General features: G+C 42.0%; 19 protein-coding genes and 1 pseudogene. 5 read left to right on the top strand and 15 right to left on the bottom strand.

Features of this window, described 5'->3' with window-relative positions; translation table 11 throughout:
- Positions 1–58 precede the first annotated feature (58 nt).
- Positions 59–567 (top strand): annotated as a pseudogene (locus HRJ06_RS23730) (tyrosine-type recombinase/integrase); the annotation flags it as partial.
- A 112-nt stretch (positions 568–679) separates the two neighbouring features.
- On the opposite strand, the gene glnA reads toward HRJ06_RS23730, so the two are convergent.
- From glnA to hflX, 4 genes are all read right to left on the bottom strand, one after another.
- Entirely contained in the window at positions 680–2,020 is a 1,341-nt protein-coding gene (glnA, locus tag HRJ06_RS00150; protein WP_174726923.1) for a type I glutamate--ammonia ligase, read from the bottom strand.
- Positions 2,021–2,053: 33 nt separating this feature from the next.
- Entirely contained in the window at positions 2,054–2,461 is a 408-nt protein-coding gene (locus HRJ06_RS00145; protein WP_174726920.1) for a MerR family transcriptional regulator, read from the bottom strand.
- 159 nt (positions 2,462–2,620) lie between these two features.
- On the bottom strand, positions 2,621–3,892 hold the full coding sequence (locus tag HRJ06_RS00140; RefSeq protein ID WP_174726917.1) for a methionine gamma-lyase family protein: 1,272 nt from the start codon (positions 3,890–3,892) through the stop codon (positions 2,621–2,623).
- Positions 3,893–3,901: 9 nt separating this feature from the next.
- Positions 3,902–5,164, bottom strand: a complete 1,263-nt coding sequence (gene hflX / locus HRJ06_RS00135; RefSeq protein WP_174726914.1) for a GTPase HflX — start codon at positions 5,162–5,164, stop codon at positions 3,902–3,904.
- Positions 5,165–5,505: 341 nt separating this feature from the next.
- Here hflX and HRJ06_RS00130 point away from each other — a divergent pair, with 341 nt between their 5' ends.
- The gene (locus HRJ06_RS00130) at positions 5,506–6,114 is read left to right on the top strand and encodes a trimeric intracellular cation channel family protein (RefSeq protein ID WP_174726911.1); all 609 of its coding nucleotides are present in this window, start codon (positions 5,506–5,508) and stop codon (positions 6,112–6,114) included.
- 211 nt (positions 6,115–6,325) lie between these two features.
- Here the strand turns inward: HRJ06_RS00130 and spoVK are convergent, their stop codons facing one another.
- The 3 genes from spoVK to miaA all read right to left on the bottom strand — a co-directional run bounded on the left by spoVK (position 6,326) and on the right by miaA (position 8,890).
- On the bottom strand, positions 6,326–7,270 hold the full coding sequence (gene spoVK / locus HRJ06_RS00125; protein ID WP_174726908.1) for a stage V sporulation protein K: 945 nt from the start codon (positions 7,268–7,270) through the stop codon (positions 6,326–6,328).
- 407 nt (positions 7,271–7,677) lie between these two features.
- Complete coding sequence (hfq, locus tag HRJ06_RS00120; RefSeq protein ID WP_174726905.1) at positions 7,678–7,908, bottom strand: RNA chaperone Hfq; 231 nt, start codon at positions 7,906–7,908, stop codon at positions 7,678–7,680.
- A 25-nt stretch (positions 7,909–7,933) separates the two neighbouring features.
- On the bottom strand, positions 7,934–8,890 hold the full coding sequence (gene miaA / locus HRJ06_RS00115) for a tRNA (adenosine(37)-N6)-dimethylallyltransferase MiaA (protein WP_174728064.1): 957 nt from the start codon (positions 8,888–8,890) through the stop codon (positions 7,934–7,936).
- 396 nt (positions 8,891–9,286) lie between these two features.
- Here miaA and mreBH point away from each other — a divergent pair, with 396 nt between their 5' ends.
- Entirely contained in the window at positions 9,287–10,294 is a 1,008-nt protein-coding gene (mreBH, locus tag HRJ06_RS00110; protein WP_174726902.1) for a rod-share determining protein MreBH, read from the top strand.
- A gap of 306 nt (positions 10,295–10,600) precedes the next feature.
- On the opposite strand, the gene HRJ06_RS00105 is transcribed toward mreBH, so the two are convergent.
- The 6 genes from HRJ06_RS00105 to HRJ06_RS00080 form a co-directional block, all read right to left on the bottom strand.
- Entirely contained in the window at positions 10,601–11,047 is a 447-nt protein-coding gene (locus HRJ06_RS00105; RefSeq protein WP_174726900.1) for a hypothetical protein, read from the bottom strand.
- A 168-nt stretch (positions 11,048–11,215) separates the two neighbouring features.
- Entirely contained in the window at positions 11,216–13,216 is a 2,001-nt protein-coding gene (gene mutL / locus HRJ06_RS00100; protein WP_174726897.1) for a DNA mismatch repair endonuclease MutL, read from the bottom strand.
- Between the two features lie 88 nt (positions 13,217–13,304).
- Entirely contained in the window at positions 13,305–15,977 is a 2,673-nt protein-coding gene (gene mutS, locus HRJ06_RS00095) for a DNA mismatch repair protein MutS (protein WP_174726894.1), read from the bottom strand.
- Positions 15,978–16,231: 254 nt separating this feature from the next.
- Complete coding sequence (locus tag HRJ06_RS00090) at positions 16,232–16,546, bottom strand: hypothetical protein (RefSeq protein WP_174726857.1); 315 nt, start codon at positions 16,544–16,546, stop codon at positions 16,232–16,234.
- A 102-nt stretch (positions 16,547–16,648) separates the two neighbouring features.
- Positions 16,649–17,692, bottom strand: coding sequence for a VOC family protein (locus HRJ06_RS23555; protein WP_338421034.1), 1,044 nt, complete (start codon positions 17,690–17,692; stop codon positions 16,649–16,651).
- 190 nt (positions 17,693–17,882) lie between these two features.
- The gene (locus HRJ06_RS00080) at positions 17,883–18,428 is read right to left on the bottom strand and encodes an outer spore coat protein CotE (RefSeq protein WP_174726891.1); all 546 of its coding nucleotides are present in this window, start codon (positions 18,426–18,428) and stop codon (positions 17,883–17,885) included.
- A 575-nt stretch (positions 18,429–19,003) separates the two neighbouring features.
- Between HRJ06_RS00080 and HRJ06_RS00075 the strand changes: the two genes are divergently transcribed.
- Positions 19,004–19,180, top strand: coding sequence for a hypothetical protein (locus HRJ06_RS00075; RefSeq protein ID WP_174726888.1), 177 nt, complete (start codon positions 19,004–19,006; stop codon positions 19,178–19,180).
- 156 nt (positions 19,181–19,336) lie between these two features.
- The gene (locus tag HRJ06_RS00070) at positions 19,337–19,675 is read left to right on the top strand and encodes a hypothetical protein (protein ID WP_174726886.1); all 339 of its coding nucleotides are present in this window, start codon (positions 19,337–19,339) and stop codon (positions 19,673–19,675) included.
- Between the two features lie 619 nt (positions 19,676–20,294).
- Here HRJ06_RS00070 and HRJ06_RS00065 read toward each other — a convergent pair.
- Together HRJ06_RS00065 and miaB are read right to left on the bottom strand one after the other, a co-directional pair.
- Positions 20,295–20,726, bottom strand: coding sequence for a YlbF/YmcA family competence regulator (locus tag HRJ06_RS00065; RefSeq protein ID WP_174726883.1), 432 nt, complete (start codon positions 20,724–20,726; stop codon positions 20,295–20,297).
- Between the two features lies 1 nt (position 20,727).
- A complete protein-coding gene (miaB, locus tag HRJ06_RS00060; protein WP_197969806.1) occupies positions 20,728–22,287 on the bottom strand; it encodes a tRNA (N6-isopentenyl adenosine(37)-C2)-methylthiotransferase MiaB in 1,560 nt (519 codons plus the stop codon).
- Between the last annotated feature and the right edge of the window lie 491 nt (positions 22,288–22,778).

The raw sequence follows: 22,778 nt of genomic DNA, 5'->3' as shown, positions 1-22,778 counted from the left end.
CCTTCGTAAAGTGAAAGCTCGTCCATAAAATAACGAACGATTTGAACTGTGTACTGCCACAGTTATTGATCTGAAGGAAACAACCACTTCTATCTCTAAGACACTCGACTTCAAGGCTAAGACAGGGGGAAGATCTATTCGGAGATCCAGTGACTTACAATTCCAAGAGAACCATTAAAATTACTCAAACATAACGAATGAGCTTCACTTCCACAAAAAGTATCAAAACCTAAATAAAATTGCATTGAATGAAATTTATAAGCATGATTTAAACTTAGTCCTATGCCGGAATGATGGAAACTTCATGCTAAAGTCTAGCCTCTTCAATGCCTTTGAACGGATATTAAAACAGGCAGGTCTCCCAAAGTTGCCCATCCATTCATTAAGGCACACTCACGCTGTTTTACAACTAGAAGCTAGCTGGGGGAGATATGAAAACACTCCAAGAACGTCTAAGGTCACGGGAGTATGAAAGTACAATCAGATGTCTACTCCCATGTATCAAAGAAGATGGAAGCAAAAGCAATTGATAAATACGATGAATATATGAAAAATATATTACAATAAATTATTTTTATGTGGGCATTTTGTGGGCATCTGCAACATGCTACTTAAATTAATGAAAAGTGCCCACAAAATAAAAAACCCTCAATACCAGTGGTATCAAGGGTTTAAGAGTTTAGTACATTGTCAGGTATTGCTCGCGCTCCCATGGATGAACTTGGGTACGGAACATGTCCCACTCAATTTCTTTCGCTTCGATAAAGTGTTCGAAGATGTGTTCGCCAAGAGCGGCTGTCATGACTTCATTTGACTTAAGTTCATTTAGTGCATCTGAAAGTGTAGCTGGAAGATCGACAATTCCTTCTGCCATACGCTCTTCTTTATCCATAACATAGATGTTACGGTCAACTGGAGCAGGAGGAGTCATTTTATTTTTAATTCCATCAAGGCCAGCTTTTAATAATACAGCCATAGCCAGGTATGGGTTAGCTGCAGGGTCAACACTGCGTACTTCAACACGAGTGCTTAAACCACGTGAAGCAGGGATACGAATTAATGGAGATCTGTTCATTGCTGACCACGCTACATAACATGGTGCTTCATATCCTGGAACTAATCGCTTGAATGAGTTTACAGTCGGGTTTGTAACTGCTGTGAACGCAGTTGCATGCTTTATAGTTCCAGCAATAAACTGACGTGCCGTTTCACTTAATTGCAGTTCGCCATTCGTATCATAGAAGGCATTCTCCCCGTTCTGGAACAAGGAAACGTTCATGTGCATCCCGGATCCGTTTACACCGAACAGCGGCTTCGGCATGAACGTTGCATGCAATCCGTGTTTACGTGCAATAGTTTTTACAACAAGCTTAAACGTTTGAATGTTATCACAAGCTCTGATCGCATCTGCATATTTAAAGTCGATTTCGTGTTGTCCAGGAGCAACCTCATGGTGGGAAGCTTCAATTTCAAAGCCCATCTCTTCAAGCTCTAAAACGATATCGCGGCGGCAGTTTTCACCAAGGTCTGTAGGCGCAAGGTCAAAATATCCCCCATTGTCGTTGAGCTCTAAAGTTGGTTCTCCCTTTTGGTCTAGCTTGAACAAGAAGAATTCTGGCTCAGGTCCAAGATTGAAATCTGTGAAGCCCATGTCTTGCATCTCTTTAAGTACACGCTTCAGGTTCGCACGGGGATCTCCTGCAAACGGAGTTCCATCTGGCATGTAGATATCACAGATTAAGCGGGCAACTTTGCCTTTCTCTGCTGTCCATGGGAATACAACCCATGTATCTAAATCAGGATATAAGTTCATATCAGACTCTTCAATTCTTACAAAGCCTTCGATTGAAGAACCATCAAACATCATTTGGTTATTTAGTGCTTTCTCTAACTGACTTACTGGAATTTCAACGTTTTTAATTGTTCCGAGGATGTCCGTGAACTGCAAGCGGATAAACTTTACGTTTTCCTCCTTAGATAATCGGATAATATCCTCTCTACTATACTTCTTCGCTGCCATTAAGTATTTCCTCCCTTTGATCCTCTTTGTTTTTTAGTGAAAAAATCTTGACATATCGCCTTGGCGAAGCGATGAACGATTGAAGCGGCCGGCCTGCAGAAGTTCTGTCCGCAAGGCTTTTCGCAAATCTTCGTTCGAAATATCACGCCTGATTTTTTCGGTTTCCTGTTTTCCTTCTGAAGTTAAAACTTGCTGAACTTTAACATTAAAGATTCCTTTAATGCCGGCGAGATTGACACCCTGATCGATTAAATCTTTAATATCGAGAAGTGTATCAATATCATTCAAGGAGAAGAGACGTCGTTTCCCTTCGGTTCTTGCCGGAGAAATCAAGTCATGTTCTTCGTAGTAGCGAATTTGTCTTGCCGTCAAATCGGTAAGCTGCATAACCGTACCGATCTGAAACAACGGCATGTTTCGACGAATCTCTCTCTCGGCCATGATGATTTCTCCTCCTTTCCCGTTAATATATTTATATTATATGTGATGTTAGGAAAGTTGTCAAACAGATGTTAGGTTTTCTTACATGATTTTTTCAGAATAAAATAAAAACAGGACAACTTGCTTGCTCTCTCGCTAGCTGTCCTGTTGTATATTTTCCTATTTTAATAAAATTAAACCTTTTTCAACTAACCGGTCGACAGCAATGCAGATCGCTATTTTAACATGCGAGTAGGTCAGACCACCCTGCACATAGGCAGTATAAGGCGGACGGGTAGGTCCATCCGCTGTAAGTTCGATGCTTGCTCCCTGGATAAAGGTACCTGCTGCCATGATCACATCGTCTTCATAGCCTGGCATGTAGCTTGGATAAGCAGTTACGTGCGAATTAACAGGTGAAGCGAACTGAATTGCCTGGCAAAAAGCAACCATTTTTTCACGGTCATCGAATTGAACAGATTGAATCAAATCTGTTCGCAGGGCATCCCACTTCGGATGAGTATTCATTCCTAGTCTTTCGAGCAAAGCAGATGTAAAAACGGCTCCCTTCAGAGCCTGCCCGACAACATGTGGAGCAAGGAAAAAACCTTGATACATTTCCTGAAGGCTGTAGAGAGAGGCACCTGCTTCAGCACCTATTCCGGGGGAGGTCAGTCTATACGAACAGGCTTCCACGTGCTTAGCCTTTCCGACAATATATCCGCCTGTTTTAGCCAAACCGCCGCCGGGATTTTTTATAAGTGATCCGGCAATTAAATCGGCACCAATATGACACGGTTCCTCAGCTTCGACAAATTCTCCGTAGCAGTTATCAACAAACACAATAACATCTTGCTTAATTTCTTTAACAAAACGAATCATTTCCCCAATTTCTGATACGGTAAATGAAGGCCGAGTCGCATATCCCTTCGAGCGCTGGATACCAATCATTTTCGTCTCTGGTTTAATTGCCTGTTCGACAGCTTTCCAGTCAATTGCCCCTTCTTCGGCCAAAGGAATGCTATTATAAGAAATGCCAAATTCCTTTAACGAGCCAATACCAGAGCCCCGAATTCCAACGATTTCTTCTAACGTATCATAAGGTTTTCCCGTGATATACAACAGCTCATCGCCAGGGCGCAAAATTCCAAACAGGGCAATTGAAATGGCGTGTGTCCCGGAAATAATCTGTGGGCGTACAAGACCAGCTTCACCGCCGAACACTCCTGCATAGACTTTTTCAAGCGTGTCCCTGCCAATGTCATCATAACCATAACCGGTAGACGGGTTGAAATGAGAATCACTGACTCGGTTCTCCTGAAAGCTTTTTAGCACACGAAATTGATTAAGATCAATCATCTCATCGATCTTCTTATGGATATCGGCAATTTGCTGCTCTGTCTCCTTAACAAGCTGGCTCAGTTTATTTCCATTCGTTAACTCCGTAAACATGTTGTTCTCCTATCTATCTGTGTATTTATTCAGCTGTCCGAAGATTTGGTGATCCCTTAAGGCATAACCTTTACAGCTATAAAGCTCCTTATCCTCCTGAAAACTAAGCTCCCTAAGAATCGTTTCATTCTTCAGCTGAGATAGAAGTTTTCCTTCCGTTGAAGGTATTTTCACATGGTAAGGGTCCATCATTTTGATCAACGTTTCTTCAATTTTCCGCTTTAAATTAAGGCGGTCTCCCTCATCAAACGCATTTGTAAAAATGGCCTCCGTATTTGCGGTCGGCACGAAATCAGGATGTTTCTCATCCCGCTTATTATAGACGGTTATTTGCGGTATCTGCTGAACATCGAGGTCTGTTAGCAGTTTATTGACGGTTTTTTCATGTGAAAAATAATCCTGATTGGACATGTCCACCACATGCAAAAGCAAATCAGCTTCCCTTACCTCTTCAAGAGTTGACCGGAATGCTGCAATCAGCGCAGTTGGCAAGTCCTGAATGAATCCAACCGTATCGGTTAAAAGCGATAGGAATCCACTTGGCAAAATCAGCTTTCTCGTCATTGGATCGAGGGTTGCGAACAGTTGGTCTTCCTCAAAAGAATCTGCTTCAGCAAGTCTGTTAAACAACGTTGACTTTCCTGCGTTTGTATACCCGACTAGCGCCACTTGAAAAGCCTTGTTTTTCTTCCGCCTTTCACGGTACCGCTCACGATGCTGAACAACTACCTCTAGCTGGGATTTGATATCATCAATTCTTCTGCGGATATGACGGCGGTCGGTTTCGAGCTGCGTTTCACCCGGCCCTCTGGTCCCTATCCCGGCTCCTAGCCTTGATAAAGATGTTCCTTGGCCGCCAAGCCTTGGCAGCAGGTACTGAAGCTGGGCAAGTTCGACCTGCAGCTTCCCTTCTTTGGAGCGGGCCCGCTGGGCAAAGATATCAAGAATCAGCTGTGTTCGGTCAATAATCCTGACCTCTAGGCTTGCTGAAAGGTTGCGAATTTGACTTGGAGATAATTCATCATTAAATATGATTAAACCGACCTCTAGTTCCTCTTTTAATGCGTGAATCTCTTCTACCTTGCCTTTTCCTATATAAGTGGACGGATGTATCCTTGCCCTCTTTTGAATAATTGCGGATTTCACCTCACCTTTTGCAGTTTTCGTAAGGGATTCAAGTTCTTCCATTGAGTATTGGAACCGCAAGTCATCATCTGCGGGTGTCTGGCAGCCGACTAAGATTACTTTTTCATACTGTGTATTTTTTTCCAAGCCAGTCCCCTCTTTCTTATTTTATAGAATTTATCCAGATCAAATATAGCAGAACCGCCTAATCCAGATGAAAAGCCGTGTTTCAAAATTCGAGACTTAACGGATCGACGAGTCCTATGCTAAAACTATGTTATAGCCAAATTTCCTGGTGCTCATGTGCTCATATCATACCAAATTTTGTTTGGGATCCAAAATATTAGATAGTTAAGCCTATTTCAGTAAAAAACGGTTGAAATTCTCTGCACGCATGTTAAAATGAATTGTTTGATTTCAGAAATGATAAAAAATTACTTTACGAGTATTTTACTATAAAACAGTAACAATGAAAGGAGTTGGCCATAATGACATGGGATGTTCTTAGTATGATTGGCACGGTAGCATTTGCTATTAGCGGCGCAATTGTGGCGATGGAAGAGGAATATGATATTTTAGGAGTTTATATACTTGGAATTGTTACAGCATTCGGAGGTGGAGCGATCCGTAATTTGCTGATTGGCGTGCCGGTTTCTGCCTTATGGGAACAAGGCCTTTTTTTCCAACTTGCCCTGTTATCCATTACGATCGTGTTTCTGTTTCCTGGCAATCTGCTCAAGCATTGGCAGCGCTGGGGTAACCTATTTGATGCAATTGGTTTGTCTGCTTTTGCGATTCAGGGTGCGCTTTATGCAGCCGATATGAACCATCCCTTGAGCGCCATCATTGTGGCTGCTGTCCTGACCGGAAGCGGTGGCGGAATGATCCGAGACCTGTTAGCCGGCCGGAAACCGCTTGTACTCAAAGCAGAAATTTATGCACTTTGGGCTGTATTGGCCGGATTAGCGATTGGTTTGAATATCACCTCTGCACCTGCTGAGCTGTACGGATTATTCATCCTGATTACAGCACTGCGCGTCTTCTCCTACTCTTTCAAATGGCATTTGCCTATCAAGAGATTGAGTACTCATAATTAAGATAAAAAAACAATTCCAGTACAGATCAAATGCGCATGAGCCCATTAAACGAAGTACACGAGCCTCGCTGGGGGCTGGAGCAGATGCAGACAATATATTCGATTATCTAGAAAATCCTTAAAATTTGCTGAACGACTAAAAAACGCTCGGACCTCAGGCTCCGAGCGTTTTCCTTTATCCCTTTCATCATAGTTTCTGGGTGCGCTCTGAGTTAATCCTCAACATCAAGATCATTGCTTCGAATCGTCATTAAATCATGTTTATCAAACTGATTTTGCATTAATAGTCTCATTGCCTGGGCTCGGATAGATTTTTCAATCACATTTCGAATATAGCGGCCGTTTGAAAATGTTGCAGGACTCAAGTCATTTTTTACCCACGCCAAATGTCCGCGCAGCTTTTTCTCTGCTTCGTGACTTAATGTGTATTCTTTTTCTTTGAGCATGATTTGAGAAATTTCCATTAACTGTTCAATCGAATAATCCGGAAAGTCTATAACAAGCGGAAACCTTGAATGTAAACCAGGGTTAAGGGTTAGAAACTGTGCCATCTCCCGTGAATAACCTGCCAGAATTAGAATAAACTCATGCTGTTTATCCTCCATATGTTTAACGAGAGTATCGATTGCTTCTTTGCCGAAGTCCTTTTCTCCACCCCGGCCAAGTGAATAGGCTTCATCAATAAATAAAATCCCGCCAATCGACTTTTTAATTAAATCACGTGTTTTTTGGGCCGTGTGCCCGATGTATTCACCGACCAGGTCTGCTCGCTCAGCTTCAATGAGGTGCCCTTTGGACAGAACATTCATTTTTTGAAAAAGCTTCCCTATCAATCTTGCCACCGTAGTTTTTCCGGTCCCGGGATTTCCTTTAAACATCATATGAAGAGCTTGCTTCCCAGACTTTAAACCAGACTCTTCCCTTTTTTTATTAATATAGATCCACGCGTAAATTTCCTTTATCATTCGTTTCATTTCGTCCATTCCAACCAGCGTTCCCAGCTCACGTTCGATTTCTATTAATGCTGCGTGCTCAGCTGGAATGGCCTTTGGAACAACTTGAGATTCTGGCACTTCTTTTGTTAATGCATTTCTTTTTTGTGCATTGAGGACAATGCTGATCTGGCCGTTGTTTTTCATCCTTATAGGTTGATCCAAAGCTTTCACCTCACATTCTCAAAACAGTATACGCCTAGATGCCATATTGGTGACAAAAGCCTATTTATCCGCCTTGTAAGTGTTCTATATTAGCAAATCAGGTTGTCAAGAACTATACTCATTGCCAACTTAAGAAAATAAGCCTCTTCACTTATTTGTATTCAGCTTGGTAACACTTCATTAATCGAAATTAAGAAAAGCTAAACTCTCGCGTGAAAAGCAAAACTTTTTCCTGCTTAACTTATGCTCCAGAGGTTCCTTAAGTTTGATGCTTGAGGTTCGGCCTCGGAAAGCGAACAGGTTTCACGCCACATTTAAGGTTTAAACATAGCCAATAAAAAACACCCGCCTGCATTAACGGCGGGTGTGTTGACAGTCCTATTCTTATTTTACTGTGCGAGCGGATTTTATTGCTGCGGCTCCAGATCGATTTGAACATTACGCTGTGGAGCAAAAGTAGAGATGGCATGCTTATATACAAGCTGCTGCTTGCCTTCCGATTCAAATAACACCGTAAAGTTGTCAAAACCTTTAATTTGGCCGCGCAGCTGGAAGCCATTAAGTAAAAAGACTGTTACGTTAATACCATCCTTACGAAGCTGGTTTAAATATTGATCCTGAATGTTCACTTGTTTCATTGTAGATCCTCCTCTTTTATCTCTATTAATATGTATTCGCTTTTACTTGAAGCTTTCCTTCAATATAGTTGGAAATTTCGGCGAATTTTTTTGAAGAGCCGATTGACTCTGTCATATCAAACCATTCCACATTTAACTTGTTTCGAAACCAAGTTAGCTGCCTTTTTGCATAACGCCGGGAATTTTGTTTCAGGTTTTCAATGGCGTCCTCAAGTGAAAGCTTGTCATCAAAATATAAATAAAGCTCTTTATACCCGATTGCCTGAATGGACTGGCATTCCCGCAGTTCCTGTTCATGGAGTTTTTTGACTTCCTTTAAAAGCCCCTGTTCCATCATAATATCTACACGCATGTTAATCCGAGAATAGAGCTTTTCCCGATCCATCGTTAATCCAATCAATGCCGTATCATACAAAAGCTCAGGAGCCTGCTCGCTAAGATAGTCTGTCATCGTTTTCCCTGTACAATGAAAGATCTCCAGCGCCCGGATTACCCTACGGACATTATTAGGATGGACGCGTTCTGCACTTTCAGAGTCCACCTTACGCAGTTCTTCATGAAGCACCTCAGCTCCTTCGATCTTAGCCCGTTCTTCAAGCCTTGATCGAAATTCAGGATCAGACGGTATATCTGAAAACTGATAGTCATTTAAGACAGATTGAATATAAAGTCCAGTACCCCCTACTAAAAAAGGAAGCTTGCCTCTCAAAGTGATATCGGTGATTTGTTTCCTCACCAGTTCCTGGAATTCAGCAACCGAAAAAGGTTCATCAGGATTTTTAATATCAATCAAATAATGAGGGACTCCATCCATTTCTTCTTCGGTAATTTTAGCGGTTCCTATATCCATTCCTTTATAGACCTGCATAGAATCCCCGCTGATGATTTCCCCGTTAAAGCGTTTTGCAAGATCAATGCTCAGTTTTGTTTTTCCAACAGCTGTCGGGCCAAGAATCACCACCAACTTCTCTTTATCATTCAAACTTTTCACACTGCCTTTATCCTTTAAATTATCTTCAGCACCGCTTACTTTCAAGCAGGCGAAGCTTCTTATCGTATCGTAACATACTTGAGATCAGCAGTTGAACATCTAAGCATTATCTCCTGATTTTCTTTTGTTATTCAATTTCATGATGACTTTCTCCAAATTTCTAAGATGTTTCATAAATTTTCCTCAAGTTTTACAATTCGATAACGATTCGGTAACAAACAACGGATAACCCCCAAAATCATGATAACTTAATAGAAATATGTATTGGTTACATAAAGGGTTAAAATCGGATAAAACTTTAAATACGTATCGGCCTTAACTCTTCACTATTGCCGAACACATACGGCAAGGCCTTCCGGAAAAATAAAACAGAATGGGTGACTATACATGCTAACAGCTACTGAAATTGGAATTGATCTAGGGACAGCAAACACGCTGGTTTACAGCAAAAATAAAGGAATCGCTTTAAATGAACCTTCTGTTGTAGCAATTGACAGAGATACAAGGAAAGTCCTCGCTGTCGGTCATGAAGCAAAAGAAATGATTGGAAAAACACCTGGGAACATTGTCGCTATCCGCCCTCTAAAAGATGGAGTGATCGCTGATTACGACATTACAACTGAAATGATAAAACAGGTCATGAAAATGGCTGCAAAGAAAATTGGATTAACGATCAGGAAACCAAACGTCGTTGTCTGTACCCCCTCCGGAGCGACAAGTGTCGAGCGCCGTGCTATCCATGATGCCGTAAAGCAAGCAGGTGCTAAAAATGTTCATATTATTGAGGAACCAGTAGCCGCGGCTTTAGGTGCTGGCCTGCCGGTTGACGAACCAGTAGCCAATGTTGTCGTGGATATTGGCGGCGGAACGACTGAAGTAGCTATTATTTCGTTTGGTGGAGTAGTAGCCAGCCATTCAATTCGTGTTGCTGGAGATCGCCTAGATGATGACATCGTTCAGTACGTGCGTAAGGCCTTTAACGTTTTGATTGGCGAACGGACAGCTGAGCGCATTAAAATTGAAATCGGCTATGCGCTTGTCGACCATGATGAGATGACAATGGAAGTACGAGGCCGAGACCTTGTAACCGGATTGCCAAAAACGGTCTCGCTGACGTCTACAGAAATCCGAGATGCGATAAAAGAATCATTGAATCATATTTTAGAAGCAATCCGGGCCACACTTGAAGACTGCCCAGCCGAACTAAGCGGAGATATCGTGGACCGCGGTGTAATTTTATCGGGTGGCGGTGCTCTGATAAATGGGATGCAGGATTGGATCGGCAGCGAAATCTTCGTGCCTGTCCATATTGCCCCCTCCCCGCTGGAATCCGTTGCAATTGGTACAGGCAAGGCTCTCAAATTCATTGACCGCCTTCAGCCAGCGATCCGGTAAAATAGTCAGGACAGCCAGGCACACACCGCGGAGTCTTTTTTTCCTGTTAAACGATGCTATTGATTTCCGCTTTCCTTGAAAAAGTGCTGATGAAGTCAAAGAATGACCCATCTTCTTTGCCCTTTATTGATGCATATGCGACCTTGAGCTGCTCGAAGCCTATCGGCTCCTCGCAAGATACCCCGGGAACCTTCCCTGGGGAAAACGGCTAGGTCCTGGAGCCAGGCAGCAATCAAATTTTATAATTTTTTTCACATAAAAAAAGAGCGGCACTTCGAATCGAACGAGGTGCCTCTCTTTTTAATCTTATTCTATATGAAGCTTGCGCATTCTATTAAAATACAGAAACACTGGTAAGGGGATCACAATAAATCCGAGACTTTTAATGATCTGATTTACAGCATTGCTTTTAGTCCGTTCTCTCTCATCGTTAAGGAACTGGTCATATTCCTGCCTAAGCTCATCTTCGGACCGTTCTACAACAATTCCTTCAACTTTATCGTATTCTCTCATTTGTTTATAGTCTTGGTAGCTTTGAAAATACGCGGGCGGACTAATTAAATCCGCAGCTGCCATAAAGATCGAAACGCCTCCCCCGATCACCATCATAAGCGTTGCAAATAAAACTAGATAGGTATATAGATGCCGCAACACTGTTTCGCCCCCTTTTTCTTTACTTTTCACAGCAAAAGCAATAATAAAAATAATAATGACAACCGGCAAAATAAAGCTCAAAAGTCCAAAAACAATCAACCTGGCACCTCCTAACTGCACCTTTACTCCTATATATAGTTTCAACCAGCCCAATTAACGACAGAATCTTTTCGACTTTTTCTAGCTTTTTTACTAGCAAACCCTAAAGACAAAATAAATAGCCCTTCTCTGTTTGAGAAGGGCTCTAGAATTAGCTGGTATTGGATCTTACATTACTCTCTTAAACATTTTCTCCATTTCATAGGTTGAATAGTGGACGATAATCGGCCGGCCGTGCGGACAGGTAAACGGATCGGAGCTTTTCCGCAATTCGTCCAGCAAAGCCGTTAATTCGTCATGGCGCAAATGATGGTTAGCCTTTATCGAGCCCTTACAGCTCATCATAATCGCGGCTTCTTCACGCAGCTTTTTAATATCGACCTTTTTCATCGCCAACAATTGCTCGATCATATCTTCAATGACTTCCTTTTCTTCACCCTTCGGAAGCCACTGTGGATGCGAACGGACAATAAAGCTATTGTGTCCAAATGGCTCGAGGAAGACCCCCACTTTTTCAAGTTCAGCCTGATATTCCTCGATTTTCATATACTCATCTGAGGAATATTCAAACGTTAGCGGAATCAGCATTTCCTGAAGCTCACTTGCCACATTTCCTACTTTTTCTCTGAAATATTCATATTTAATCCGTTCCTGGGCTGCATGCTGATCAATAATGTACAAGCCTCTATCATTCTGAGCAAGGATATACGTCCCATGCATTTGCCCGATTGGGTATAATGGCGGCACTCTTGAAGAATCTTTATCTTTAGGCACCGGTTCAGTTCTCGTTAAAGTTTCTTGAATATCAGCTTGGCCATTTAAGGTTGTACCTGCAGTTTCGTTAACTGCGCCACCGCCATTGCTAGATTTCAAAGAAGCTTCCCAAGCGAACTGGTTCGCTCCTGTAAAATTGTTGCCGGGCTCCCTGACAGTTGGGGACTCTCCACCGGAATTGAGCATAGGAGTGACCCCAGTGTTAGTAGATGCGCTCTTCTCTGTCTGGTCAAAAGACGACAGCTTTTCTTCACTTTCGAGATGAGATGGCATTCCGCGTTCTTGGCTAGCTGAATCTTCCCTAGCTAAATCTGTTGATCCTCTGTCAGACGCATGATCCAGTTCAAAGAAAGTTTGTTCTGAGACTGGCTGCGCAGCCTTTTTAGTGATAAAACCAGCAGGAATTAATGCTTTTGTTTTAAATACACTTTTGATCGTGCTTGCAACGAGTTCATTTAGTTCCTGCTCCTTACTAAGGCGGACTTCCATTTTAGAAGGGTGAACATTCACATCAACCAATAGCGGATCCATTTCAATATTTAACAGGACAACTGGATATCGCCCAATCGGCAGGAGGGTATGGTAGCCTTCCTGTATCGCCCGGACGAGAGCATAATTTTTTATAAAACGGCCATTAATCATCGTTGATATATAATTCCGTGATGCCCTGGTAACTTCCGGCATGGAAATATAGCCTGAGATCTGGAAGTCCAGGGAACGTTCGTTAACTGGAATCATATTTTTGACCATATTCATCCCATAAATTTGCGCCAGCACCTGTCGGACATCACCGTTTCCAGTAGTCTGCAGGAGTTTGCGCTCGTTATGAATTAGCCGGATGGATACTTCAGGATGAGCAAGGGCAAGCCGGTTAACGACATCCGTAATATTCCCCAATTCTGTATGAATAGTTTTCATGTATTTAAGCCGGGCTGGTGTATTATAAAACAAATCGCTAATTAAAATATCCGTGCCTTGCCGGCTATCCGCTTTTTCACTGCTGATCAGCTTTCCGCCTTCAATAACCATCTTTGTACCAGCACTTAAGCCTGTTGATGTCTTGATCTCCAGCCTAGAGACCGAGGCTATACTTGGCAGGGCCTCACCGCGAAAACCAAGTGTGCGGATTCGGAACAAATCATTTTCATCTTTAATTTTACTCGTAGCATGCCTTTGGAAGGCGACTGGAACATCTTCTTCGTCGATTCCCGAGCCGTTATCAGTGATGCGGATATGCGCCAGTCCAGCTTCTTCGATATCAATTTCAAGCACCGTGCTCCCTGCATCAATGGAGTTCTCCATCAGTTCTTTTACAACAGACGCAGGACGTTCCACCACTTCTCCAGCAGCTATTTTATTCGATAAAAGATCATCCAGCTGAATGATTTTCCCCATAACATTCACCTCCTGCTTTAAGATAAAGACACCGCAGTTTCATCTAGTGTGAAATTGTGTATGACTAAAATACGATCCGTTTTTAAAATTATTTTAATTTTTTTTGCAGCTCATACAGAATATTCATTGCCTGCAGCGGGGTCATGTCCAAAATTTCCATCGAACTTAGCTTTTCTAGCACTCGCTTTTCTTTTTTGCTGAGCCGCTCCGGTTTTTCGGTTTGTTCGGCTGCAAAAAATGACAGCTGAGCTTCCTTGCTTTCAAATACAGTTTCCGGTTCGGCGAGTGTCTCAGCGGCTGCAGCGGCTAATCTTGACCCAGTACTATCCGGTCCGCTTGTTTCAGCTTTTACTGAAGCTTCCTCAATGGCTCGGTTACCCGCTTCTTTTTGCTCTAGGGTGTAAAGAATTTCATTTGCCCGCTGAATCAGTTCGGAAGGAAGCTCTGCCAGCTGAGCAACATGGATACCGTAGCTTTTATCAGCGGCACCATCTTTAATTTTATGAAGGAAGACAACCTTACCCTCGTTTTCAATGGCACTCACATGAATATTCTTCAGCTGTTTCAGCTCTTCCTGAAGGGTAGTTAACTCATGATAATGGGTCGAAAACAGTGTTTTTGCACCAATCCGGTTATGAATGTACTCAATGATCGCCTGGGCTAAAGCCATCCCATCATATGTGGATGTGCCGCGCCCGATCTCATCAAAAAGAACCAAGCTATCTTGTGTAGCATTAGTGATCGCATTTTTCGCTTCAAGCATTTCGACCATGAAGGTACTTTGCCCCGATATTAAGTCGTCAGCAGCGCCAATTCTTGTGAACACTTGATCGAACACAGGAAGGACGGCTTCTTCTGCAGGAACGAAGCAGCCTATTTGCGCCATGATTGCCACAAGCGCAAGCTGCCTCATATAGGTGCTTTTACCGGACATGTTCGGACCTGTTATTAATAGGATTTCACGGTCATTGTCCATAAAGCAATCGTTTGGTACATACTCCTGGGCATTCATTACCTTCTCGACAACAGGGTGACGCCCTTCTCTTAACGCAATTCTGCGCTCCGCTGAAAACTTTGGCTTCACATAGCGGCGCTGTTCGCTAACTTCGGCAAAGCTGAGCAGAACGTCGAGTTCGCTTACAGTTCTGGCCAGTGCCTGAAGTCGTGGAATAAAATCCTTAACTGTTTCCCGAATCGCTGTAAACAGTTCATATTCCAGCTCAATGCTTTTCTCTTCTGCTGAAAGAATTAAATCCTCTTTTTCTTTTAACTCAGGTGTAATGTAACGCTCTGCATTGGACAAAGTTTGTTTTCGCTCATAACGGCCTTCCTCCAGGTGATGCAGATTTGCTTTTGTGACTTCTATATAATAGCCAAAAATGCGATTGTAGCCGATTTTTAATGATTTAATTCCTGTCTTTTCCCGTTCTTGTTTCTCAAGCATAGCAATCCATGTTTTGCCGTTGCGGCTTGCATCTCGATATTCATCAAGGCGCGGATCGAAACCGTCGCGAATCAAATTACCTTCCTTAACAGAGATAGGCGGATTATCTACAATTGCCAATTCAAGCTGATCGGTCAACTCTTCACATGGATCAAGTCGGTTTCTTAGTTCTGCAGCTTTACTTTCTGGCAGCGTCTCAAGAATATGCATTAATTGCGGGACCTGCTGAAGGGAACGTTTAAGTTGATTTAAATCCCTGGCATTGACATTTCCAAACGCCACCCGGCCTGCGAGCCGTTCTAAATCGTAGACTTCCTTCAGCTTTTCACGGAGCTCCTGCCGCTCGAAGAATGCACTGATAAAGGTTTCCACCATATCCTGACGCTTCTCAATTTCTTCCTGCTTAACGAGTGGGCGATTGATCCATTGCTTTAAAAGGCGTCCTCCCATCGCGGTCTTTGTTTCATCCAGCAGCCAAAGCAGGGAACCCTTTTTGGCAGTAGAGCGAATCGTTTCAGTCAATTCCAGATTTCGCTTTGAATAATAATCAATTTTCATATATTGCTGAAGCTGATAGCTGACCACTTTTTGTAAATGGTCCAAACTTCTTTTCTGGGTTCGGTACAAATAATTAAACAGACGAGAAGCAGTCAGTTTGTGTTTTTCCTCTACAAGATCAGACAGCAATAAGCTGAAGCTTTCCTTAATCGAAGAGTCGTCCTCATACGAAAGCGTCAGGATAAACCGCTCTTTAAGCTTTTGCTCAAGGTGTGGATCAATGTTTTTTTCAATTACTACCTCTCGTGCTCCTGTCAGGGATAGCTCGTTTAACAGATCCTCAACACTTCCCGCAACAAGGGTTACCCGGCTTTCTCCCGTAGATAGGTCACTGCAGGCAAACCCATATGTACTATCCTCAAAATCCGAGAGTGTTGCGATAAAGTTATTATCCTTATCACTAAGGTTACGGCCTTCCATCATCGTACCAGGAGTGATCAGCTGAACGACTTCCCGTTTGACAGGGCCTTTAGCCAGCTTCGGATCTTCGGTTTGCTCACAAATGGCTACCTTATAGCCTTTTTTAATTAACTGTTCTATATATTGAGGGGCTGCGTGGTAAGGGACCCCGCACATAGGTATGCGCTCTTCCCCGCCGCCGTCTCGGCTTGTTAAAGTAATCTCAAGCTCCTGTGATGCTTTAAGAGCATCCTGGAAGAACATTTCATAAAAGTCTCCCAAACGGAAAAATAAAAAGGCATCTTGGTAGTCTTCCTTAATTTGTAAGTATTGTTTAATCATGGGCGTATAACCTGCCATAATATCCTCCAGCATTCGATTTATTACGATATGTTTCTCTGACAATCTATTATATCATAAATGGGCATTCTTCTAAGAGACTGGGAGATTTTTTCAGCTCGGGAAAATCCAGCTAGACGATTAATCAATGTTCAAACTTCTTACCTTATAAAAACAAGTTTAGACCTATTCCGAACAGAATAGGTCTAAACTTGTTTTGCCCCAATAAGTCTTTAGATTTTTATAAAAGCTGGCGAAGGCTCCTATTTATTTTTTTACCAGAATAAAAACGGTAATAGTGTTAATCCAATTGCTCCCGCATACGGATAACGCCCGACAGGCGCCCCGTATGGACGAGGCCCATAAAAATATGGACGAGGACGAGGCCGGTAAAACAAAGGCCTTCTTGGTCCATAAAATCCATACCCTGTACCACCTAGGTCTTTTTCTTCTTTAGTGTCCCATTTTTCAATAAGAAACGCGTCGCTTTCTGCCCCAACAACTTTTCCAACGACCAGTTCTCCATCCTCATTGTGAAATTGGACTGCCTTCCCTAGATATTTTTGTGCCATTTGTACATCGAATCCCATCACTTATCCTCCTTTCATGATAAATTATGTAAGGATTAGATGTACGTGAGGGCAACAACGAATTTTTTCGATAAAAACAGGCAATGCCTTAAGATTGGTTGCTCATATCCCGGCTGTGTTCATTAAAACAACAAGCCAGCCATCCGGATCTTTAAATGTTACTCCGCCTCTGGACCAATAGGGGTTTTCCGGTTTTGCCCTTTCATAGCTCATTTCATCTAAACGCTTAGTAACTTTCTCCAGCTCTTTTTGATCAGGAAGATAATATACAAGCAGGTGCTCACTGGTTGGTATCGGTAGGTCCATCCAATAGTCATACTGGGTGAATTCTAAATGGTGACTGGAACCCGGCAATCCAAGCATCACTCCGTCATACCCATCATGCTTGTGGAACTCTCCAATTTTCTTCAACCCTATCCCTTCGTTGTAAAATCTCACAATATTACCTAGCTGATTGGTTGGGCGTGCCATTCTGAACTGAACTGCAGGCAAAAAATTACCCCATTCTTTTTTTACAATAATTTTGTAAGGGAGATTCGGAGGAGTTAACTGTCCCTCGGTTTTTCCAGAAACAATGGCTGTAAAGGGATGAATCTTTGCGGCCCTTTCGGTTGGATACCAATTCCGTCCTTCCTTAACAATGACAAACACACCTGCCTGATCTCCAAAAAAGGAGAACGTTTTGCTTTCCTTTTTAATTTCATTTGGTATCAGTTCGCTCAAAAATTCTTGGAGCTCTATAACGTCAGCTGACGGCAAGCCGATTTCACCAACATCATGCCAGCTCTGCAAAAGGTTATTATTCTGAGGACGTTCAAGCATTTCAAGAACATTTCCATCGGGATCTGAAAAATAGGCCTGCTTCTCCTTCCAAAACATGCTGCAGTTTCCCTCCCCATCAGGAAGCAATAACCCAAGCTGATTGAGGTTTGACAGCATTGTCTCAAAATGCCCACTGCCGGTTCGGAAACAAACATGATAAAATGGCCGTTCATTTTTCTTTATAAAATGCAGCTTGGTGCTGCCTGCCATAACCTCAAATGCCTGTTCTGATTCCGCAATAAGTTCCATTCCTAGAACGCGTGTATAAAACTCTTTCATTTCATGAAGTAATTGGCAATCTAACGTCACTTGATATATTTTCATCCGGATCTCCTCCTTAACTACAAGTATAGAGACGCCTCCTCTCAATTCCCTCATCCAAAAGTCGTAATATCAATCCCTTAATTAGTTGGAAACTTCATGGAAGGTGACAGGCACCATCCAGTAAACTGGATGGTGCCTGTCACCTTTACTATTCAAAAAAAGACTAGGAAGCAACCTTCCTAGTCTGTTGTTATTCTTCTTCTGAACCGACTAAAAAGTCTGGGTTTAAATCTTCGAACTCTTCATCTTCCACTTCGAAGCCCCATTCATCGTCGTCATCGTCACATCCATCTGGATTAACGTGTACACAAACTTTTGTTTCTCCGATTACCTCTACCAGGAATTCTCTTTCCCCATGAACAATAATCTTGTTTCCATTTGGTGAAATGACAGCTTCAACACAGTTTGGCTGTTGAAGTACCTGAGCAATCACATCATGGTCATCCATGCAGTCTGGATCGCGATACTTTAACTTAATGACATCCGTATAGGCAACACGTTCAGTAACGACTTCTGTTTTTGTATTATCATTAAAGGAGTACCAAACGTTAATGTCATAAGAGCCGCTGATTTCTACTGTCTTACCAATCTTCTTCGCTTTATAGGTGTGATTTATGATCCAGCAGCCGAGAATGCTGCACGGATTATGTGCAGGCGCTATCGTGTGATTGGACTGGGTAAATTTGCGTCCTTTCGCTACGACTGCTTTCGTGATAATCTCTCTGTATTCTCCCATTGCGAGCGAACCCTCCTCAATCTTTTTCAATTCATCCTATGCGGGATATTAGACTAGTGTGCGATTAAAATTTACTTAATCACTGGATTAAATATAGGCATATTGCATTGTATGCTGAGCCCTTTTTTATGTTACGCAGTTTCAAAAATAGGGACAGGAAACCCATTAAGTACTGTTGATGGTAAACCTGTTGCTTCATATATGGAAGAAACTTACTTTTTGTTATACTACTCCGATGAAGATGTTATTTTCGGATAAATGTCTAATTGCTGGAGTTAGAATACTTCCGTTTTCAGTTGCAGTTGGTTAGAAGCAGCATTTTAAGACATGATAACTTGCTGGCGTTTTCATGAACGAAAAGAAGTTTGAGATGTTTTTAGTTGCTTCATTGCTAACCATTGAGCTAGGAAAGTTTGAAGGCCTTGTATCTTAATTAAAAAGCACCTATTTATGGTGCTTTTTTACATGGGCTAAATCTAAAATCTACTAAAATGTGCGCTTGTCCTCTGTTAAATGCTGATACAGGCTTTTCCATACAACCATAAGATATACCAAGTGGAAGGAGGTGAGAGGTTATGGGAAAGTCGAGTAACAGAAACTTTACCTACAAGATTAATAAGAATGGAAAGGTATATACCAATGAAAAAAATAGCCTTGCAGAAGAGGAACTAAAAGCAGTGTTGGATCAGGTGAAAAACCAGGTAGTTAAAGCCCTTGATAACATCAAAAAAAAACAGGATGAGAAGAAATAAGATCTCAACAATTATTCCTTTTTCCACTCCAATAAATCCTGACCAAGACAAAAAAGACGATGCATTCAATCTCAAAGATCTTTTAAAATTTATAGAGAGGTATTAATCCACCTTGAGTTACAGCATATTCAGGAAATTGAAGGGAGGTGAATAGATATGTTGCACGATAGAGTTTTTGGAAATGCATGCGTCCGTCTCAGAAGAACTGAAGCCGGTGATTTCGTTGCCGATACGAGATCAGGCAGAAGTAAAGAAATGGAGCAAACGAATTTTGCTTCCCAGGAAGCAGCACAGACTGCAGAAGCTACTCAACTAATATTGGTAATTGTAGACGGTGACGACAACGAGATTGATATTGAAGATATAACTAATGTTGCGGCTAATGAGCTTGATCAAGATCAGGATGTAAGACAAGAAAATGAAGTTGATATTGAAAAAGATGTTGAGATTGACGTTGAGAATACCCGCGGACGTGAACGCGGAGGCAGAAAATAACTAGCCAACTGGGAAGGTCAGGACAATAACCCGCTTGCCACCTCCTGGATTGCTAGAAATTAAAGCCATATCTCCAGTCTCAAATGAAGCTGTTAGCAACTGCAATATAACACTCCCAATTAACTTCTTCCTCCAAATAAGAAGAGCTGATTCCGCCAATCAGCTCTTCATTCTTTATTCTGGGGGAAACCGGTAAAGGTGACGGTTGTGTAGAAGCCAACATATACATACGCTGTCCGCAGAGGATAACTCCGGGTTCATCTGCCTCAGCAGTATTTCCCTTCTGATAAGCTCAAAGTTTTTCTTATACAAATAAACGGCATATTCAGTAACTGTTGAAGGAAGCATGAAGACTAATTTCGGCATGTCAACAGAAGAAATGGATAATTTGAAAGATATCAGGAACTATTAATTCCAGGCATAAACCTTAGTCAGGGTACGTAAGTAATTTAAGGTATGACCCTGTTCTGTTTTCCTTTAATATATTTGCAACAACCACTTTCATCTACTAAAATGCTAAAAAATGAAGTAGTGGATAATACGGAGAATTATGAGGATTTAGAACGGTATAAAATAAAGACATGGCACCCTCTGGCACCATGTCTTTGATCCTATCCTATTAATGGCTGCAGCTGCCGCCTTTGTTAGCCAGGGCTGCTCCTGTTTCACCGCGCAGTAAGTCTCCGCCTGTGGATGAAATGACTTCGTCGGTAACTGTATTCGAAATTGTCGAAGCGATGATTTGCAGTAAGTCATTTACTTCAACTTGGGATTGCTTAAACTCCTGAACGATTGGAAGTTCATCCAATTCAGTCTGGAGAGCATCAATTTTAGCTTCAATCTTCTTCAATGCTTCCTGCTTTCCATAATGCTGGAAGTTAACGGCCTGCTTTTGCAATGCCTTTATTTGGGCAATTGTTGTACGAACCTTTTCATTTTCATTAATTTGAGCTTCTGCCCGCTTAAAGAAATCAACTTCTTCTGTTTCGGAAATCATTTGTGCTAATTCTTTCGCACGTGCCATAATGTCAGTTTTTGTGTATTTAGACATATTAATTCACCTCAGCCGCTTCTAATTGTTCAACCATTTCATCAACCATTTCGCCATTTAATGACCACGTTCTTGCATCGGTCACTCTAACTTTCACTAACTTGCCAATTGCTGTTTTCGGCGCTTTAAAGTTAACAAGCTTGTTTTTGCGTGTATAGCCTGCCATAACATCAGGATTGTTTTTGCTTTCGCCTTCAACCAATACCTCAACAATTTCACCAAGATATTTTTTCATTGCTTCGGCAGATCCCTCGTTAACAAGACTGTTTAACCGCTGCAAGCGCTGCTTCTTCACTTCCATTGGAACATTGTCCTGCATTTTAGCAGCAGGGGTACCTTCCCTTGGGGAGTAAATAAACGTATAAGCTGTGTCAAAGCCAACTTCACGGTACAGACTCATTGTTTCTTCAAACTGTTCATCTGTTTCGTTTGGGTATCCTACAATGATATCTGTCGTTAGTACAGCATCTGGAATCGCTGCTTTAATTTTACGAACGAGCTCAAGGTATTGTTCCCGGCTATATTTCCGAGCCATGATTTTTAATACATCTGTTGAGCCGGATTGAACCGGAAGATGGATATGCTCCACCAAGTTCCCGCCTTTTGCAAGCACTTCTATTAAATGATCATCGAAGTCGCGCGGATGGCTAGTCGTAAAACGAACACGCGGAATATCAATTTTACGCATTTCTTCCATCAATTCACCAAGTCCAAACTTGATGTCAGTAAAGTCTTTACCATATGCGTTTACGTTTTGGCCAAGAAGGGTAACTTCCTGATAGCCCTGTGCAGCTAGCTGGCGCACCTCCTGGATAATATCTTCAGGACGGCGGCTCCGCTCTTTCCCGCGCGTAAAAGGAACAATACAGTAGGTGCAGAACTTGTCGCAGCCATACATGATGTTCACCCACGCTTTAATGTTGCCGCGGCGAACTTTTGGAAGGTTTTCAATAACGTCGCCTTCCTTAGACCAAACCTCGACCACCATTTCCTTAGACATATAAGCCTCATTTAAAATGTGTGGCAGGCGGTGAATGTTGTGGGTACCGAAAATCATATCAACTTGATTGTATGTTTTCAGGATCTTATTGACGACTGATTCTTCCTGAGACATACAGCCGCAAACACCGATAATTAAGTCTGGCTTTTCCACTTTTAATGGTTTTAGATGGCCCAATTCCCCAAATACTTTGTTTTCCGCATTTTCGCGGATTGCACAAGTATTCAATAGAATTACATCTGCATCCTCTGTTGTATTAGTTGGTTCATATCCAAGATTAAGGAAGATACCTGCCATGACCTCAGTATCATGCTCATTCATCTGACATCCGTATGTACGGATGTAAAACTTACGCCCTTTACCCATTCCGCGGAACTCTTCAGGAATATCAAAGTCCTTGTGATAGGAGACTTCTTCCTTACCGCGCTTTTTAGCGTCTTTCAATGACGGCGGAGTGTAAACTGTTTCAAAGAATTTGCTGTAATCTTTGTCGGATTTTTTGTCCGAAGGATTAGCTTCCTTTATTTGCTGACCTTCTAAACGCTGGTTCTCGTTCATCATCATGCCCCTTTCATCAAGTTTGTTTATCAAAGACTTGCTATTATAGAAATTATTATTCATAGATCATGCTTATTGATAACTAAAAAGATCCTAGATATATCAATCCGCACATTATAATAGTATAAAGGTAATAGCCTTTGAAAACAATAGAAAGAACAGGATGTTTCCCTCGCCTTTCTAGCTGGACCAACGCTCTATGTCTGTTTAACTACGAAAACCCAAAAAGCTTATAAATGTTTTTATTGCTGTATAGCTGAAAAAGTAAAAATGGATAAATTAATGTTTTTTCCTAGCTAGAATGATATGTAACTGCCCTTGTCCGCTCACCAAAGCCTATTATAAATGGCCATTTTCTATAACGCTGTGACTGGCATCACAACATTCCCCCTTACAATCTTTTTTTCTCAGGAAAAAATCTCTTTATTCGAAGTATGTCAGGCTGAACATTGACTGAAATAAGGAAAGTGCAGATTGAAACCACTTTCATATTG

The sequence above is a fragment of the Mesobacillus harenae genome, from assembly GCF_013343715.1.
Lineage (GTDB): Bacteria > Bacillota > Bacilli > Bacillales > Cytobacillaceae > Mesobacillus_A > Mesobacillus_A harenae.
The sequence above is the reverse complement of the archived record's forward strand: the minus strand, read 5'-3'. Positions and strand labels throughout refer to the sequence as shown.